12 protein-coding genes are annotated in these 17,524 nt (G+C 73.3%); 6 read left to right on the top strand and 6 right to left on the bottom strand.

The window, feature by feature from the left end:
- Positions 1 to 401: 401 nt before the first annotated feature.
- The 3 genes from IE265_RS01585 to IE265_RS01595 all read right to left on the bottom strand — a co-directional run bounded on the left by IE265_RS01585 (position 402) and on the right by IE265_RS01595 (position 3,423).
- Entirely contained in the window at positions 402 to 641 is a 240-nt protein-coding gene (locus IE265_RS01585) for an exodeoxyribonuclease VII small subunit (RefSeq protein ID WP_190033428.1), read from the bottom strand.
- Positions 642 to 650: 9 nt separating this feature from the next.
- Entirely contained in the window at positions 651 to 1,859 is a 1,209-nt protein-coding gene (gene xseA / locus IE265_RS01590) for an exodeoxyribonuclease VII large subunit (protein ID WP_190033429.1), read from the bottom strand.
- A 145-nt stretch (positions 1,860 to 2,004) separates the two neighbouring features.
- Entirely contained in the window at positions 2,005 to 3,423 is a 1,419-nt protein-coding gene (locus tag IE265_RS01595) for an APC family permease (RefSeq protein WP_190033430.1), read from the bottom strand.
- A gap of 97 nt (positions 3,424 to 3,520) precedes the next feature.
- Here IE265_RS01595 and IE265_RS01600 point away from each other — a divergent pair, with 97 nt between their 5' ends.
- Positions 3,521 to 4,537 carry a 4-hydroxy-3-methylbut-2-enyl diphosphate reductase gene (locus IE265_RS01600; RefSeq protein WP_190033431.1) on the top strand — a complete coding sequence of 339 codons (1,017 nt, stop codon included), beginning with the start codon at positions 3,521 to 3,523 and terminating at the stop codon, positions 4,535 to 4,537.
- A 29-nt stretch (positions 4,538 to 4,566) separates the two neighbouring features.
- Complete coding sequence (gene ppgK, locus IE265_RS01605) at positions 4,567 to 5,313, top strand: polyphosphate--glucose phosphotransferase (RefSeq protein WP_190033432.1); 747 nt, start codon at positions 4,567 to 4,569, stop codon at positions 5,311 to 5,313.
- A 213-nt stretch (positions 5,314 to 5,526) separates the two neighbouring features.
- Here the strand turns inward: ppgK and IE265_RS01610 are convergent, their stop codons facing one another.
- Positions 5,527 to 5,961 carry a DUF6542 domain-containing protein gene (locus tag IE265_RS01610; RefSeq protein WP_373302885.1) on the bottom strand — a complete coding sequence of 145 codons (435 nt, stop codon included), beginning with the start codon at positions 5,959 to 5,961 and terminating at the stop codon, positions 5,527 to 5,529.
- Positions 5,962 to 6,318: 357 nt separating this feature from the next.
- On the opposite strand from IE265_RS01610, the gene ychF reads away from it, so the two are divergent.
- Positions 6,319 to 7,407 carry a redox-regulated ATPase YchF gene (ychF, locus tag IE265_RS01615; protein WP_190033434.1) on the top strand — a complete coding sequence of 363 codons (1,089 nt, stop codon included), beginning with the start codon at positions 6,319 to 6,321 and terminating at the stop codon, positions 7,405 to 7,407.
- A 194-nt stretch (positions 7,408 to 7,601) separates the two neighbouring features.
- Here ychF and IE265_RS01620 read toward each other — a convergent pair whose 3' ends face one another.
- On the bottom strand, positions 7,602 to 10,037 hold the full coding sequence (locus IE265_RS01620) for a hypothetical protein (RefSeq protein ID WP_190033435.1): 2,436 nt from the start codon (positions 10,035 to 10,037) through the stop codon (positions 7,602 to 7,604).
- A gap of 274 nt (positions 10,038 to 10,311) precedes the next feature.
- Between IE265_RS01620 and IE265_RS01625 the strand changes: the two genes are divergently transcribed.
- Positions 10,312 to 12,741 (top strand): DEAD/DEAH box helicase, encoded by a 2,430-nt coding sequence (locus IE265_RS01625; protein WP_229915996.1) that lies wholly within the window; start codon positions 10,312 to 10,314, stop codon positions 12,739 to 12,741.
- Between the two features lie 163 nt (positions 12,742 to 12,904).
- Here IE265_RS01625 and IE265_RS01630 read toward each other — a convergent pair whose 3' ends face one another.
- Positions 12,905 to 14,011, bottom strand: coding sequence for a pyridoxal-phosphate dependent enzyme (locus tag IE265_RS01630; protein WP_190033436.1), 1,107 nt, complete (start codon positions 14,009 to 14,011; stop codon positions 12,905 to 12,907).
- A gap of 293 nt (positions 14,012 to 14,304) precedes the next feature.
- Here IE265_RS01630 and IE265_RS01635 point away from each other — a divergent pair, with 293 nt between their 5' ends.
- Together IE265_RS01635 and IE265_RS38920 are read left to right on the top strand one after the other, a co-directional pair.
- Entirely contained in the window at positions 14,305 to 15,879 is a 1,575-nt protein-coding gene (locus IE265_RS01635; protein ID WP_190033437.1) for a S8 family peptidase, read from the top strand.
- 342 nt (positions 15,880 to 16,221) lie between these two features.
- Positions 16,222 to 17,493: a DUF4190 domain-containing protein gene (locus tag IE265_RS38920; RefSeq protein WP_190033438.1), complete on the top strand. Its 1,272-nt coding sequence runs from the start codon at positions 16,222 to 16,224 to the stop codon at positions 17,491 to 17,493.
- Positions 17,494 to 17,524: the final 31 nt, after the last annotated feature.

The following is a 17,524-nucleotide window of genomic DNA, read 5'->3' on the forward strand; positions in this document are numbered from 1 at the left end:
TCCGTGGGGGACCGACTGGCACGACTGACGATACGACCATTAGGTTTAAGTTTCAACCAAAAACGGAACATGGTGATCCTCTTCACAGGTCCGGCCCGCGCGTCCACCTCTCCGGCCCGCGCGTCCGCCTCTCCGGCCCCGGCCGGACGCCCGGTCGCGTCCGCGCCGCCCACCCGGGCACGCCGCCGCCCGGCCCGGGTGACGGCCCCGCCCCGCCCGGGCACGACGAAGCCGCCGTGACGGGTACGGAACCGGTCGCGGCGGCTTCTGTGCCAAGAGGTGGAGGGGGAGTCCCCCGGGGTGCGCCCTTCCCGGGGAGCGCACCCCCGGGGTGCGCCCTTCCCGGGGAGCGCACCCCCGGGGTGCGCCCTTCCCGGGGAGCGCACCCCGGGGAGGGCGGGCTACTCGGAGCCGGCGTCCTCCGCCTGCGCGGACGACGCCTCCTCGGCGAGCGCCGCGTCGAGACGGGCGCGGGCGCCGTCCAGCCAGCGGCGGCACACCTTCGCCAGTTCCTCGCCCCGCTCCCACAGCGCGAGCGACTCCTCCAGAGTCGTACCGCCCGCCTCCAGGCGTCGTACGACCTCGATGAGCTCGTCCCGGGCCTGCTCGTACCCGAGGGCCTCGTCCGTCGTGCTGGTCATGCGTCCACCCTAAACATCGACTCGTACCGTGAATTCGCCCTCGGCGACCCGTGCCCGCAGGGACTCGTCCGCCGTCACCTCGTCGGGGGACCTGACGGCGTGGCCGTCGGACCTCTGCAGGACCGCGTAGCCCCGCTTGAGGGTCGCGGCCGGGGAGAGGGCCACCACGCGCGCGTGCGTGTGCGTCAGCTCCGAATCGGCCCGGTCCAGGAGATGGCCGAGCGTCCGCCTGCCTCGGCCGAGCAGCGCGGAGACCTCGTCGCCCCGCCCGTCGACCATCCGGTGCGGGTCCTGCATCGAGGGGCGGGCCAGCGCGTGCGCGAGGCCGCGCTCCTCCCGGTCGACGTGGGACTCGACGCAGCGGCGGGCGCGGTCCCGGAGGAACTGGACGCGCTCGTACTCCTCCCCGACGTCCGGCACGACCTTCTTCGCGGCGTCCGTCGGGGTGGAGGCGCGCAGGTCCGCCACGTGGTCCAGCAGCGGGTTGTCGGGTTCGTGGCCGATCGCGGAGACGACCGGCGTGCGACAGGCGGCCACCGTCCGGACGAGCTCCTCGTCCGAGAACGGGAGCAGGTCCTCCACGCTGCCGCCGCCGCGCGCGACGACGATCACGTCGACGTCGTCGCGCGCGTCGAGCTCCTTGACCGCCCGGACCACCTGGGTGACCGCGTGGACGCCCTGCACCGCGACGTTGCGCACCTCGAAGCGGACGGCCGGCCAGCGGTGGCGCGCGTTCTCCAGTACGTCGCGCTCGGCGGCCGAGGCGCGGCCGCAGACGAGGCCGATGAGCTGGGGCAGGAACGGCAGGGGCTTCTTGCGGTCCGCGGCGAACAGGCCCTCGCTCGCCAGGGACTTCTTCAACTGCTCAAGCCGTGCGAGGAGTTCACCGACCCCGACGGGCTTGATCTCCACCGCCCGCAGCGAGAGCTGGCCGCGGGGCGCGTACCACTCGGGCTTCGCGTGGACCACGACGCGGGCGCCCTCGCTCACCACGTCGGCCACCGCGTCGAAGACCTGGCGGTAGCAGGTCACGCTCACGGAGATGTCGTGCGACGGGTCGCGCAGCGTCAGGAAGACGACGCCCGCGCCCGGACGGCGCGACAACTGCGTGATCTGCCCTTCGACCCACACGGCCCCGAGCCGGTCGATCCATCCCCCGATGAGCCGGGACACCTCGCCAACGGGCAGCGGGGCGTCCGCGGACGTGTTGAGAGCCATGCGGCGAGCGTAGCCGCAGGCTCAGACATCCCCCTCGCGCGCCGCCGCCTCCCGCGACGGCCGGGACCGGACCCGCAGCCCCGCCCCGCAGCAGGCCACGTACGGCCGCCGGCCCGGGGCCCGCCCCAGACATCCCCCATGTCCCCTACTTCCCCGACGCCCCGTCCGTCCCCGAAGTCCCGTCCGTCCCCGCCGGCCCCTGCGTCTTCGTGCGTCCCCGCTGGGCCGCCAGGACGGCGAAGCCCACCGCGAGCCACACCGCGCCCACCGACTGCGCCGTCCCGGAGGCCTCGACGATCACGGCCACGGTGATCGCCGCGCCGAGGACCGGCACGAGCACGTGCCGCCACCACACGACGGGACCGCCCAGCCGACGCACGGCGAACCAGCCGACCACGCTCGCGTGCAGCAGCGTGAACGCCGTCAGCGCGCCGACGTCGACCACCGACACCAGGTGGTCCATCCCGTCGTCGCGACGGGCCGCCCACACCGCGGCGGCGAGCGTGACGGCGGCCGCGCACAGGAGGGCGGCCCGGGGCACCCCGGAGTCCGTCCTCGACAGCATCCGCGGCAGCCGCCGGTCCCGGGACATCGCGAACAGCAGCCGCGCCGCGGCGGCCTGCCCGGCGAGCGCGGCGAAGGCCGCCCCGATCGCCTTGCTCGCCGCCACCAGGTCGTGGAGCCACGTCCCGACGGACGCGTCCACGGCGTCGTAGAACGCGGACCCCTGAAGGGCCGGGTCGGCGGCGAGCTCCGCCGACGACAGCGGCTCCAGCAGGGCGACGAGGTACGTCTGCGCCACGAACAGCACACCGGCCAGGGCCAGGCAGAACAGCACGGCCCGCGCCACCTTCTCCGAGCCGCCCGTCACCTCCTCGGCGAACGACACGATCGCGTCGAAGCCCAGATAGGAGAGGACGGCGATCGACACGGCGCCGACGACCGCCGACAGGGCGAACGCGCCCTGCGAGCCGTCGCCCGACAGCGGCGACAGCCAGCCCCGCCGCGCGCCGTCGTCCGCGAGGACGACGACCGCCGACACGACGAGGACGAGGAGCACCACGATCTCCATCGCCAGCACCAGGAAGCCCACGCGCGCCGCCGCCCGGACGCCCCACAGGTTCAGCAGGGTCGTGACGAGCACGGCGACCGCCGTCCACACCCAGCGCGACACCTCCGGCACCAGGGCGTTCATCGCGATCCCGGAGAAGAGGTACGCCACCGCCGGGATGAGGAGGTAGTCGAGCATGGCCATCCACCCGGCGACGAACCCGGCACCCTCACCGAGCCCCGCGCGCGCGTAGGCGAACACCGACCCCGCCCGGGGGACCACCCGCACCATCTGGGCGTAGCTGAAAGCGGTGAACGCCATCGCGACCGTGGCGACGACGTAGACGAGTGCCACCGCCCCGTGGGACCTGGCGTCGAGCGTCCCGTAGACACCGACCGGAGCCATGGGGGCGATGAACAGCAGCCCGTAGACCACCAGGTCCCGGAAGCCGAGGCTGCGCCGCAGCCCGGACTCCTCCGCGGCGGCGCCGTCCGCCGCCCGCGTGTCCGCCATCCGTGCCTCCCGAGGGTCGTCCCGGGCCCCGGCCCTCCCGAGCCCCCACCAGTCTCCCCAAGGAGGCGATCTTCGACCTGCCGGGCGCGGCCTTACGATGGGGTGCATGACTGCTTCGACTGGCCGCCGTGTCCTCCTCGCCGCCCCCCGTGGCTACTGCGCGGGTGTCGACCGTGCCGTGATCGCCGTCGAGAAGGCCCTTGAGCAGTACGGGGCCCCGATCTACGTCCGCCACGAGATCGTCCACAACAAGTACGTGGTGCAGACCCTGGAGAAGAAGGGCGCGATCTTCGTCGAGCGGACGGCCGAGGTCCCCGAGGGGTCCATCGTCATGTTCTCCGCGCACGGCGTCGCCCCGGTCGTCCACGACGAGGCCGCGGCCGGCAGGCTCGCCACCATCGACGCCACCTGCCCGCTGGTCACCAAGGTCCACAAGGAAGCCGTCCGCTTCGCGAGCGAGGACTACGACATCCTGCTGATCGGCCACGAGGGCCACGAGGAGGTCATCGGCACGTCCGGCGAGGCGCCCGACCACATCACCCTGGTCGACGGCCCCTCGGACGTCGCCAAGGTCGAGGTCCGCGACCCGTCCAGGGTCGTCTGGCTCTCGCAGACCACCCTCTCGGTCGACGAGACGATGGAGACGGTCGACGCCCTCAAGGAGAAGTTCCCGCAGCTCATCTCGCCGCCCAGCGACGACATCTGCTACGCCACGCAGAACCGCCAGCTCGCGGTGAAGCAGATGGGCGAGCAGGCGGACCTCGTCATCGTCGTCGGCTCCCGGAACTCCTCCAACTCCGTACGGCTCGTCGAGGTCGCCAAGCTCGCCGGAGCGCGTGCGGCCCACCTCGTGGACTTCGCCGACGAGATCGACGAGAGCTGGCTGGAGGGCGTCACCACGGTGGGCGTCACCTCCGGGGCCTCCGTGCCCGAGATCCTCGTCGAGCAGGTTCTCGAATACCTCACGCAGCGCGGCTACGGGGACGTCGAGCTGGTGAAGGCCGCCGAGGAGTCGATCACGTTCTCGCTCCCCAAGGAACTGCGCCGCGACCTGCGCGCGGAGGCGGCCGCCCTGGTGGCGGAGCGCACCGGCAGGACCCCCTCGGCGGAGTGACTGTCCGTCGTACGACGTAACGTAGAGCCATGCAGATCTTCGGTGTGGACATCGGCGGTTCAGGGATCAAGGGCGCGCCCGTGGACCTGGACCGCGGCGACCTGGCGGAGGAGCGCTACAAGGTGCTCACGCCGCATCCCGCGACCCCAGAGGCGGTCGCCGACGGCGTCAAGGAGGTCGTCGGGCACTTCGGCTGGACCGGTCCGGTCGGCATCACCTTCCCCGGCGTGGTGACCGGCGGCTCCACGATCCGTACCGCGGCCAACGTGGACAAGAGCTGGATCGACACGGACGCGCGCGCCCTGTTCGGGGAGCGGCTGGACGGACTTCCGATCACCGTCCTCAACGACGCGGACGCGGCGGGCGTCGCCGAGATGCAGTTCGGCGCGGGCCGGGACCGGCGGGGCACCGTCTTCCTCCTCACCTTCGGTACGGGAATCGGCAGCGCCCTCTTCATGGACGGCCTGCTCGTGCCGAACACGGAGCTGGGCCACCTGGAGCTGAACGGCCACGACGCCGAGAAGCACGCCTCCACCAAGGCCAAGGAGGACCACGACCTCAGCTGGGAGCACTGGGCCCACCGCGTCCAGAAGTACCTGGCCCATCTGGAGATGCTCTTCTCGCCCGAGCTCTTCATCATCGGCGGCGGTGTCAGCCGAAAGGCCCAGAAGTTCCTGCCGCTGATCGAGGGGATCAGGGCGGAGATCGTGCCGGCGCAGCTCCAGAACAACGCCGGGATCGTGGGCGCGGCGATGCGGGCGGCCAAGGCGGAGTAGCGGTGGCGACCGGGTCTCCCGGTCGCTCCCGGCGGTTCCGTCGGGACGGTCGGGGGTCCGTGGGCTTGCGGGGCCGCAGGCCCCGTGGCCGTCCGAGGCCCGTGGCCGTCCGGAGCCCGGGGCTCCTGAGTCGGCTGTTGGCCCGTGTGCACCCGGGGCTTCCGGTTCTGTCCGCCGGTGGGCCCCGGACCGGGGCCCGCGCCGCCGCCGCGCTCAGGCGGTCCGGCGGCGCGGCTGGGCCACCGAGGCCGCCGCGCGGCGCTGGGCGGCACGGCGGCGGCTCATCTGCCGCACCTTCCGGACGACCACGATGAGCCCGGCGACCAGCGTGCCGCCGTACAGCCAGCCCGCGTGCGTCGCCAATGCCGTGACCAGCCCCATCAGCCGGCCGCCGACGCCTCCCGCGCCGTCCGCGAGGGGCAGCAGGCCGACGGCGAAGGCGATCGGAACGGCCACGACGGCCGTGACGAGGTCGGCCCGCCGCACCCATACCGCGGTGAGCGCGCAGACCGGCAGGAACAGCACGCCGTAGACGACGAGCGAACCCCCGAACAGCAGCAGGTCGAGGCAGGCCAGCGCGACCATCGACGCGGCGCTGAACAAGCCGCCGCCGAGCCCTGTCAGCCGGGGGTTGGGGAATCTGCGCACCGCGTTCGCGAGCGGTGATCCGGTGGGCGCGGTCCGCGGGGCGCCGGCGCCGCTCTGCCGGGCGGTGCGGGCTCCGTCGCGCCCTGCCTGCGGGGGGAGGGGCGTGCCGCGTCGCTGCGGCTGTGACTGGGGGGGACGCGTCCTGTGTTGCTCCACCGGTCCAACTTAGGTCGGGTTATGTGGGTAATGGCCCGCGAGACACGCGCTTTGGCCGACCTTGGCCAAGCGTTCGATACGTCGCCGGTGCGAGGCGCGGCACGCCGTAGACTGGTGGATCGGCCCGCGCATCACGCAGAAGGCCCCCGGGCCCACCCCGCCCCAGTCCTCCCACCTCACTCACGTACGGGAAGTCGCAACGTGTCGCTCACGATCGGAATCGTCGGACTGCCGAATGTCGGCAAGTCGACCCTGTTCAACGCCCTGACCAAGAACGACGTGCTGGCGGCCAACTACCCGTTCGCCACGATCGAGCCGAACGTGGGCGTGGTCGGTGTCCCCGACGCCCGTCTCGCGACGCTGGCCGGGATCTTCGGTTCGCAGAAGGTCCTGCCCGCCACCGTGGACTTCGTCGACATCGCGGGCATCGTGCGCGGCGCCAGCGAGGGAGAGGGACTGGGCAACAAGTTCCTCGCGAACATCCGCGAGTCCGACGCGATCTGCCAGGTCATCCGTGCCTTCAAGGACGAGAACGTCGTGCACGTCGACGGCAAGGTCTCGCCGAAGGACGACATCGAGACGATCAACACCGAGCTGATCCTCGCCGACCTCCAGACGATCGAGAAGGTCCTGCCGCGCCTCCAGAAGGAGTCGCGCATCAAGAAGGACATCGCGCCCAAGGTCGCGGCGGTCGAGGCGGCCCAGGCGATCCTGGAGAAGGGCGACACCCTGTTCTCCGCCGGCATCGTCCAGGGCTCCGGCAAGGAGGAGCTGCTGCACGACCTGCACCTGCTCACCACCAAGCCGTTCCTCTACGTCTTCAACGTGGACGAGGACGAGCTGGTCGACGAGGACTTCAAGACCGAGCAGCGCGCCCTCGTCGCCCCCGCCGAGGCGATCTTCCTGAACGCCAAGCTGGAGCAGGACCTCGCCGAGCTCGACGAGGCGGACGCCCTGGAGCTGCTGGAGTCGGTCGGCGCCCAGGAGCCCGGCCTCGCCACGCTCGCGCACGTCGGCTTCGACACGCTCGGCCTCCAGACCTACCTGACGGCAGGCCCCAAGGAGACCCGCGCCTGGACCATCAAGAAGGGCGCCACCGCTCCCGAGGCCGCCGGTGTCATCCACACCGACTTCCAGAAGGGCTTCATCAAGGCCGAGGTCATCTCCTTCGAGGACCTCGTCGAGATGGGCTCGGTGGCCGAGGCCCGCGCGAAGGGCAAGGCCCGCATGGAGGGCAAGGAGTACGTCATGCAGGACGGCGACGTCGTGGAGTTCCGCTTCAACGTGTGAGCGGGTTGGTTGCCGCGAACCGGCCGCTTCATCGAAGAGGCCGGTCAAGCGGGTCGGACTCGGGTGAGTCCGGCCCCTGCCGCGTCTCCTTGCCGGCCTGGTGCCGACTCGGCCGCGGCGGGGTGGAGCAGGCTTCTCCGGGTCGGGGCCGTGTGCTGCCGACCGTGCGCGTCGCCGTGGCGCATCGGGTGTCGTCAGTCGCCGGCCGCCCCGCCCGGTGAGGGTGCCGGCGCGGGCGTGGGCGTGGGGCGCCGCGGAGGAGGGGGGACCGGTGCCGGGGCGGCGGCCAGTGCTCGGAGCATGTCCCGGCGGACGGCCGCGATCCTGGGGTCACGCCGGTAGCCGTTGTGCCGTTCCAGCGGCCAGAAGACGGGCTGGGCGCGGGTGCGGGCGTGCGAGCCCTCCGCGTCGGGGTCCAGCGGGTCCACGCCGTCGGCCCACTCCCTGTCCACGCCCTCGACACCGGTCGGGCCGGCGAGCAGGTCGGTCCCGCGGTGGATGTTGACCCAGGCGCCGAGCCGAAGGGTGCCGCTGCCGCCGGAGCCGTCGCCGTGGACGAGCGCGTCCAGCGACTCGGCCGTGACATAGCCCGGGTAGTGGCGCGCGAACACCGTGCCGATCGGGCTGCCGGTCGTCAGCAGGGCGATGCGCGGGCGCAGTTCCGCCGGGATCTGCCACAGCGCGGCCACGGCGATCACCGACCCCATGGACTGCGCGTGCAGCAGGACCCGCGTACGGCTGTCGGACGCGAGCAGGTACTCGATGCGGTGCACGAGTTCGGGTACGGTCCGCACGGTCCAGGCGGCCGGTGCGAACGGGTGGGCGGCGCGCGGCCAGAAGACGCCGAAGGCCCAGGCGATGCCGGTGTTCCGGCGCATCTCCGGGCGGAGCGCGACCGCGCGTACGGCGAGCACCGCGACCGCGACGAGGGCGATCAGGGCCAGGGCGCCCAGGGTGGTGAGCTGCTTGAGCGTGTCGCTCGTGGTCCGGCGGACGCTCGTCGTCAGTGAGCCGTCGCCGACCCAGTTCGCCAGATACATCGTCACGACGAGGGCCACGATGAGGGAGGCCAGCGCGGCGAGGCCCTGGTCGTACCAGTCCAGCCCGTCTTCGCCCACGTTCCGGGCCCATTTGATCTCGCTCCGATGCTGCCGGTCCTCGTCCTCCTCGCCCGGCCGCGCGGCCTCGGCCCCGGGCCTGCGCCTCCAGGCCTTCCACGACGCGTTGACCGCGGCGGCGCAGCCGCCCAGCACCACGACCAGCGGGAAGGCCGCGGCGATCACGCGTACGGCCCGGGGGAGTTCGGTCGCGTACGGGTCTCCGTCAGGGGTGAGCCAGCCCTGCGCCCACAGGGAGAAGGCGGCCGTGTAGAGCCACCCGATGAAGCACGCCAGGACGGCGACCACGGGTCCCAGGAGCCCGTACAGCGACGTCCTGCCCGCGCGGTCGCGGTCCCTGAGGTACATCACCAGGCACGCGACGACCATCAGGAGCACCCCCACGCCCTGGGCGATCACGACGTCGTTCGCCTCCGCGCCCATCCCCGGCAGCATCCGCGAGAGGCCGCGCGCCGCCTGCCAGTCCCGTTCGAGCAGCGCGCAGTAGAGCATCGCGGACCCCGTCACCGCGAGGCACACCGAGAGGGTGGTGCGCCGGTGGTTCAGCGGCCACCACCTCGACCACGCCCGCCCTCTGAACCAGGGCCCGTCGGCCACCACCAGCGCCGCGAGCAGCAGGATCAGCACGAAGAGCACCAGGCCGGCCGCCGCCGCGTCCCGCCGCAGGTCGTACTGGAGCGCGGGGACGATCACCAGCATCGCGACCGTGAGCAGCCCGGCGCACAGGTGCTGCGAAGTCAGGCCCTCGGCCCGCCGGTTGTACTCCCAGAAGCCGCGCACCTCCAGCGGCCGGCGCACCCTGCCGGGCTCCCGGGCCCGCGACTCGTCCTCCCGGTCCAGTCTCCGGTGGGCCGCGCCGTCCACGGTCTTCAGGACAGGCCGGTACTCCTTCTTGGCGTCCCGCGCGCTGAAGGCCATCACCGCTCCGACGAGCAGCGGCACCAGGGCCGCGAGGGTCAGCCCGGGTCCCGTGCCCACGTCGCGGGCGGCCACGACCATCGGGTTCTCCGCACCGCACGCGGAGTGCTCCGGCGCCCCGCACTGCCACACGACCTGGTCCATGGCGGCCTGCCCGAACACGCCCACCAGCATCACCGTCAGCGAGAGTCCGAGCAGGCGCGCGCCGAAGTCGTACAACGCGCCCGGCACCCTGCTGTGCCGAGGAAGCCTGGGCTGCATCCAGGTCACCAGGTTGATCAGCAGGAAGGGCAGCAACAGCAGCCACATCGCGCGGCCCGCGCCACCGATCGTCAGGCGGTTCCAGTCGTAGACCTGGCGCTCCACGTGAGGCCCGGGGGCACGGCCCGTCCCGCCGGACCCGTCCGCCCCGCCGGACCCGTCCGGCTCGTCCCCGTCGTCCGCCCCGGCCGTGCCGTACCAGCCCGCGCCCTCGTCCCCGCTGATCCGCCGGACGTCGGGCGGTTCCAGCGCCTCCGCCCGGTCCACCAGGCCGATGCCCGGCACGACCAGCTCGACCAGGCGGGTCTCCGGGGCCTGTGATCCGTTGTCCATGGCAGATCACAGTGAGGGGCGCGGACGCCGCTCACAATGCGTCAAAAGTACGAGACCTGGAGTGACGGCCGCCGTTCCGGTTCCCGGGGTGCTGTCGGTGCCTCGTGGAAGGATGTCCGCTCATCGCGGCGTACGGCACACGAGGGGCGTCATGGCGCAGGGCGGAAGGGCCGAAGGAGCCGACCGAGCCGTCGAGGCCGACGAGGCGCGCGGGCCCGTACCGGTGGGGCGCGGGGCGCGTCGGCTGGTCACGCGGGCCGAGCGGCTGCACGGGATGGCGCGGGACGTGCTGGCCGACCACGCCCGGGCGGTGGACGAGGTGCGCACGGCCCTCGCGCCGCTCGTGGCGGACCTGGTCCGCGAGGAGCTGGAGGGCATCCCGGTCGCCCGCCTGAAGGACGTGACGGAGGGGCGGCTGCGGCTCGGAGCGCTGGAGACGGCGGGACTCGGCAGCGTACGAGCGGTGTTCGAGGCGGGCCGCCACGAGTTGCGGCAGATACCGGGTGTCGGGGCGCAGACCGCGGACCAGGCGCTCGCGGCCGCCCGGCAGATCGCGCGGGCGGTCGAGGAGACCGTGTCCGTGCGGATCGACGTCGACCGGCCGGAGCCGCGGACCACCGCCCTCGTCGTCGCCCTGCGCCGGCTGGTCGAGGCCGGCCCGGAGCTGCGCCGCGCGGTGGACGCCGCGACGGAGATCGACCGGAGGGCCAAGGCACTGCTCCCGGCGGCCGGGCCCGCCACGGGGCGGCTGCGGATGCTCCTCGCGGGCGGCGCCCGGCGCGCGGGCGCCCTCGCCGCCGTCGGCGAGCTGCGCGCCCTCACCGCCGGCGCCTTCGCCCGCGGGGTGCCGATGCTGCTCGCCCAGGCCTCCACCGACCTGCTGCGGGAGTCGGCGTCCCACGCCGAGGCGTGGGTGGACTTCGAACTGCGGTCCACCGAGTACTACAGCCAGCTCGCCGAGGTCGCAGGCAGCGTGCCCGACACCGCGGCGGCCGAGGGCTTCCTGCCGGCCGAGGTCGCAGAGCGCGTGCACGCGCAGGGCCTGGACGACACCCACCGCCGGGTGTCGCTGCGCGGCTACCAGTCCTTCGGCGCGCGATTCGCGCTGGCCCAGCGCAGGGTCGTCCTCGGCGACGAGATGGGCCTCGGCAAGACCATCCAGGCCGTCGCGGTGCTCGCCCACCTCGCGGCCGGCGGCCACCGGCACTTCATCGTGGTGTGCCCCGCGAGCGTCCTGATCAACTGGACGCGGGAGATCCGCGCCCGCAGCACCCTGCGCCCGGTGCCCGTGCACGGGCCCGGCCGGCAGGACGCGTACGCCGAGTGGCGCGAGCGCGGCGGGGTCGCGGTCACCACGTTCGACGTGCTGCACAGCCTGCCCGCCCCCACTCGCGGATCCGCCGGCGCCCCGGCCGCGCTCGTCGTCGACGAGGCCCACTACGTCAAGAACCCGCAGGCCCGCCGCTCCCGCGCGGTCGCGCGGTGGGCCGACGGCTGCGAGCGCGTCCTGTTCCTCACGGGGACCCCGATGGAGAACCGGGTCGAGGAGTTCCGCAGTCTCGTCCGCTACCTCCGGCCCGAGCTGGTGCCGACGATCCAGGGCAGTGACGCGGTGGCGGGGCCGGACACGTTCCGCCGGTCCGTCGCCCCCGCCTACCTGCGGCGCAACCAGCAGGACGTGCTCACCGAACTGCCCGCGCTCGTCCAGGTCGACGAGTGGGAGGAGTTCGGCGCCGCCGACCGTGCCGCGTACCACGAGGCGGTCGCCGCGGGGAACTTCATGGCGATGCGCAGGGCCGCGTACGCGCACCCCGGGAGCTCGGCCAAGCTCCAGCGGCTGCGCGAACTGGTCGCGGAGGCGGCCGCGAACGAGTTGAAGGTCGTCGTCTTCTCCTACTTCCGGGACGTCCTGGCCACGGTTCAGCAGACGCTCGACCCGGGGGCGCCCGGCGACGGGACGGACGGCACCGCGACGGACGGCACAGGGGCGCCCGGCGGAGGGGCGCCCGGCGGAGGAGCCGGCGGCACCGGGTCGGCGGGCGGCGGCGGGCACGCTACCGGGGCGGACGGCACGAAGGCGGACGGTGCCCCGGCACACGCCACGGGGCCGCACGGCACGCAGGCGGACGCCGCGGAGGCGCACGCCACGGAGGCGCACGCCACAGAGGCGGACGCCACGGAGGTGCACGACGCGGAGGCGGACGGCACCGGGGCGGAGGGCGCGGGAGCGCGCGGTGCGGCCGTGCGGGGCGCGAAGGTGCTCGGGCCGCTGGCCGGAGGTGTCCCGGCCGGCCGCAGGCAGCAGTTGGTCGACGAGTTCACGGCCGCGCCCGGCCACGCCGTGCTGCTGTGCCAGATCGAGGCCGGTGGCATCGGCCTCAACCTGCAGGCCGCCTCCGTGGTGATCCTGTGCGAACCGCAGGTCAAGCCCACTCTGGAGCACCAGGCCGTGGCCCGCGCCCACCGCATGGGCCAGGTCCGCCCGGTGCAGGTGCACCGCCTGCTCGTCACGGACAGCGTCGACGACAGGCTGCTCCACATCCTGGAGAGCAAGACCCGGCTCTTCGACGTGTACGCCCGCCGCAGTGATGTCGCCGAGGCGACACCGGACGCCGTCGACGTGTCGGACGGCACCCTGGCGCGCCGGATCGTCGAGGAGGAGCAGCAGCGCCTGGCCGCCGCGTCCCCGCCCGCCGGAGGCTGACGCGCGCCCGCGGCGACCGCCCGCGCCCCGACCGCCGGAGGCTGACGCGCGCCCGCGGCGACCGCCCGCGCCCCGCCCGCCCCCGGCCCAGGCCTCCGCGGGGTCGTCTTCGCCCGGATCGGCACACCCCGCCCCGCTCAAGCCCTCGGCTCAAGCTCCTGGCTCAAGCCCCCGCGAGGCCCGTCTTCGCGCCGGCCCCGCACAACGGCACCACCGCGGTGCGCGACCCCAGCACGCCGTCGCGCACCGCGGCCCAGCACGCCACGCCCGTCGACTCGACGTACAGCCCCTGCGAGGCCAGGTCGCTCTGGGCGTGCCGGATGCGGTCCTCGGTCACCGTGAGGAAGGTGCCTCCCGACTCGCGCACCGCCCGCAGGATCTGCCGGGCGCGCGGCGGGCGCGGGATCGCGATGCCCTCGGCGAAGGTCGGCGCCGCCGGGGTGACCCCGACGAGGTCGTCCGCGCCCTCGTCCCAGGCATGGGCGAGCGGGGCGACGGCGGCGGCCTGGACCGCGTACAGCGCGGGGCGCCGGTCGATGAGGCCGGCCGCGTGCAGTTCGGCCACCGCGAGTGCCGCGCCGAGCAGCAGCGTGCCGTTGCCGACGGGCAGGACGAGCACCTCGGGCAGGCGTCCGCCGAGGTCCTCCCACACCTCGTGGACGTACGTCTTCGTGCCGTGCAGGAAGTAGGGGTTGAAGACGTGGCTGGCGTAGAAGGTCCCCTCCTCGTCGGCCGCCTCCCGGGCCGCCAGGGCCGCCGCCTCCCGGTCGCCCCCGACCACTTCCAGCCGGGCGCCGTGCGCCCCGATCTGCTCCAGCTTCTTCGCGGAGGTCCCCTCGGGAACGTAGACGGTGCACGGGAGTTGGGCCCGCGCGCAGTACGCGGCGACCGCCGTGCCCGCGTTGCCGCTGCTGTCCGCGACGACCTGCCGGGGTCCCAGCCGCAGGGCGAGTCCGGCGAGCAGGACGGCCCCGCGGTCCTTGAAGGACAGCGTCGGCATGAGGAAGTCGAGTTTGGCCGAAACCCCGTCCTTCAGCGGGACCAGTGGAGTGCGCCCCTCGCCGAGCGACACCGGGGGAGCGGGCAGCGGCAGGCACTCCGCGTACCGCCACAGTGAATTCACGCGTCCGGCAAGGGACTTGAGGGAGGCGGGAGTCGGCGCGAAGTCCAGGTCGAGCGGGCCGCGGCAGACCGGGCAGCACCACGCGAGCGATTCCGCGGAAACGCGCGTGCCGTCCACCGGGCAGAAACAATCCGGCAATGGAGTCATATCCGCAGGTTAGATGCACCGGTTCATGACGGACTGTCATGACTGCGGCATGGCGGGCGCGTTACGTCTGCGCACGGCTCTTGTGCAATTCCTCTGGAAGCCCCAATCTTTCGGCTGAGCGCAGGGATCGGTTCCGTGCTCATTTGGCATGGACCTGCCATTTCTGCGCGTGTGCGACCGCACGACCCACGGCCCACGGCCCCGTACCGCTCCCGAGCGGTCGTGCCGTGCCCGTGAGTGCCCCGTCCGCACCACCCCCCACCAGCGCACCACCGATCGAGAAGGATCCCCAGATGGCAGTGATGCGTCATGCCCGGCGAAGACTTGCCGGAATCGGCACGGCGGCCCTCGTCGCCGGCCTCGTCTCCGCGATCCCCGTGACCTCCGCGAACGCCGCGGACCCCCAGGGCCGGATCCAGTACGCGGGCGCGCCCGACACGATCGCCGACAGCTACATCGTGACGCTCCGCGCGGACGCCGCGAAGGCCGGTTCGGCCGAGGGCAGGGCCCTCGCGAAGGAGTACGGCGCCACGATCGAGCGCACCTACAGGAAGGCGCTGAACGGCTACGCCGTCGAGGCCACGGCGGCCGAGGCGGGCCGGTTCGCCGCCGACCCGGCCGTCGCCTCCGTCGTCCAGAACCGCGTCCTGTCCATCGACACGACCCAGCCCAACCCGCCCTCCTGGGGCCTGGACCGCATCGACCAGGCCGCGCTTCCGCTGAACCAGAGCTACACCTACGACGACACCGCGGGCGAGGGCGTCACCGCGTACATCATCGACACCGGCGTCCGCATCACCCACACCGACTTCGGCGGCCGGGCCGTCTACGGCTACGACGCCGTCGACAACGACAACACCGCCCAGGACGGCCACGGCCACGGCACGCACGTCGCCGGCACGGTCGGCGGCACGGCGTACGGCGTCGCCAAGAAGGCGAAGATCGTCGGTGTCCGGGTGCTGAACAACTCCGGCCAGGGCACCACGGCCCAGGTCGTCGCGGGCATCGACTGGGTGACCGCCAACGCGGTCAAGCCCGCCGTCGCCAACATGAGCCTCGGTGGCGGCGCCGACACCGCCATCGACACGGCCGTACGCAACTCCATCGCGTCCGGCGTCACCTACGCCGTCGCGGCGGGCAACGAGACGACCAACGCGAGCACCCGCTCGCCCGCCCGCGTCACCGAGGCGATCACGGTCGGCGCCACCACCAGCACCGACGCCAAGGCCAGTTACTCCAACTACGGAACGGTCCTCGACCTCTTCGCCCCCGGATCCTCGATCACGTCCTCGTGGGGCACCGGGGACTCGGCGACCAACACCATCTCCGGCACGTCGATGGCGACCCCGCACGTGGCCGGAGCCGCAGCGCTCCACCTGGCCGACAACCCCACCGCCACCCCGGCCGCCGTCCAGGCCGCGCTGGTCGACGCCGCCACCACCGGGGTGGTCACCAGCCCCGGCACCGGCTCGCCGAACCGGCTGCTGCGCGTCGGCAGCGGCGGCACGACCCCGCCGCCCACCGGTCCGGCCTTCGACAACACCACGGACTACGCGATCGCCGACAACTCCACGGCGAACTCACCGATCGCGGTGACCGGCGTCACGGGCAACGCGCCCGCCGCCCTGAGCGTGCCCGTGAACATCGTCCACACGTACATAGGCGACCTCCAGGTGCAGCTCGTCGCCCCCGACGGGACGGCCTACACCCTCAAGGCGTACGGCACGGGCGGTTCGACCGACAACATCAACACCACGTACACCGTCAACGCCTCCTCCGAGGTGGCCAACGGGACGTGGACCCTGCGAGTGAGCGACAACGCGTCGCTCGACACCGGCTACATCAACTCCTGGGGCCTGAGGTTCTGACAGCCCCGTGAGGACGCCGCCGACCCGCGGCCGCACTCCGGTGCGCGCGGGTCGGCGGCCCTTCTCGTCGTATCCGTCGTATCCCCTCGTATCCCGTTGCATCCCGTTGCATCCCGTCGTACCGCGCCCGTCCGCGCGGTACGACCGCGGTGCGTCACGAGCCCGCAGCGGGGACCGGGTCGGCACCGCCCGAACCGTGGCGGCCGCACCCTCACCCGCACCCGCACCCGTCGGCTCGTCCCCCGCGTTCCGCCGCCCGTGGCCGCGCGCCTACCATGCGCCTGTCGCACGTCAGTTCCTGCGCCACGGGCGCGCATCACTCGGACGAGGAGCACCGGACCAGTGGAGACACCCCCGCCCCCCGGGCCCCAGGGGCAGCCGCCCCAGGGGCAGTTCCCGCCGCCGGGAGGCCCCCAGGGGCCGTACGGCACGGTACCGGGACAGGCGCCGGGGCCGTACGCGGGCCAGGGGCAGGGTCCCCACCCCGGCCCGCCGCCGGGCCCGTACGGCTACCGGCCCTGGGGGAACGGCTACTCCCCGTACACCAGTCCGGCCCCCGTCAACGGTCTCGCGATCGCCGCACTCGTGCTGGGCATCCTGTGCTTCCTGCCGCTCGTCGGACTGGTCCTCGGGGTCGTCGCGCTCGCGCAGATCAGGAAGCGGGGCGAGCGGGGCAAGGGCATGGCGGTCGCCGGGGCGGTCCTGTCCGGGGCGGGGGCGATCCTGCTCGTCGCGGGTCTCGTCGGCGGCGTCGCGGGCGACTTCTGGGAGGGCGTCAAGGAGGGGGCGCGCGGGGCGGGCGGGAACGGCGTCACGTTCTCCGTGCACGAGGGCGAGTGCTTCGACGTGCCCGGCGGCTCCCTCGAAGGCATGGCCTACGACGTCGACACGGTGTCCTGCGAGGGTGAGCACGACGGCGAGGTCTTCGCGAACTTCACCCTGCCGGAAGGCCGTTACCCCGGCGACGACGGAATCACCGACGCCGCCGACGAGAGGTGCCACACCCTTCAGTACGAGTACGCGATGGACACCTGGGCCGTCCCGGAGAACGTCGACATCTACTACTTCACGCCCACCCGGGAGAGCTGGGGGCTCGGCGACCGCGAGATCAGCTGCCTGTTCGGCAACATGGACGAGAAGGGCGGGCTGACCGGCTCGCTGCGCCAGGACGGCACGACCCTCGGCCCCGACCCGTTCGCCTACCTGCAGGCGGCCCACGTCCTGAACGAGGCCATGGAGTCGGCCCCCGAGGAGGCGTACGTCGAGGACGACCTGCCCGGTCACCGGAAGTGGGCGACCCGCATGTCGGAGGGCATCGCCGAGCAGGTCGGCATGTTGCGCGGCCACACCTGGCCGGCCGACGCGAAGGCCCCCGTCGCCGCACTCGTCGAGGACCTGGAGAAGGCGCGCAAGGAGTGGGCGAAGGCGGCCCGGTCCGAGGACGCGGACGCCTACTACGAGCACTACGAACTGGCGATGGACCTGATCGACGGCAAGAACACGGTCCCGGCACGCGAGGCCCTGGGGCTGGAGACCACCCCGCCGGTCCAGGAGGAGGACGCAGACGGGGGCGGGGGCGCCGGAGACGGTCCGGGGGCGGGCGCCGAGGTGTGACGGCGGCTGTCGGGGGCAGAAAGTGCCTGGT

It is taken from the genome of Streptomyces fructofermentans, assembly GCF_014651055.1.
In the GTDB taxonomy this organism is placed as follows: Bacteria; Actinomycetota; Actinomycetes; order Streptomycetales; family Streptomycetaceae; genus Streptomyces; species Streptomyces fructofermentans.

Coding starts and splice junctions, on each gene's coding strand:
- ppgK (WP_190033432.1), top strand. CDS start 4,567: ATGCAGATCTTCGGTGTGGACATCGGCGGTTCAGGGATCAAGGGCGCG.
- xseA (WP_190033429.1), bottom strand. CDS start 1,859: ATGGCTCTCAACACGTCCGCGGACGCCCCGCTGCCCGTTGGCGAGGTG.
- IE265_RS01595 (WP_190033430.1), bottom strand. CDS start 3,423: ATGGCGGACACGCGGGCGGCGGACGGCGCCGCCGCGGAGGAGTCCGGG.
- IE265_RS01600 (WP_190033431.1), top strand. CDS start 3,521: ATGGGGTGCATGACTGCTTCGACTGGCCGCCGTGTCCTCCTCGCCGCC.
- IE265_RS01630 (WP_190033436.1), bottom strand. CDS start 14,011: ATGACTCCATTGCCGGATTGTTTCTGCCCGGTGGACGGCACGCGCGTT.
- IE265_RS01585 (WP_190033428.1), bottom strand. CDS start 641: ATGACCAGCACGACGGACGAGGCCCTCGGGTACGAGCAGGCCCGGGAC.
- IE265_RS01625 (WP_229915996.1), top strand. CDS start 10,312: ATGGCGCGGGACGTGCTGGCCGACCACGCCCGGGCGGTGGACGAGGTG.
- IE265_RS01620 (WP_190033435.1), bottom strand. CDS start 10,037: ATGGACAACGGATCACAGGCCCCGGAGACCCGCCTGGTCGAGCTGGTC.
- IE265_RS01635 (WP_190033437.1), top strand. CDS start 14,305: ATGGCAGTGATGCGTCATGCCCGGCGAAGACTTGCCGGAATCGGCACG.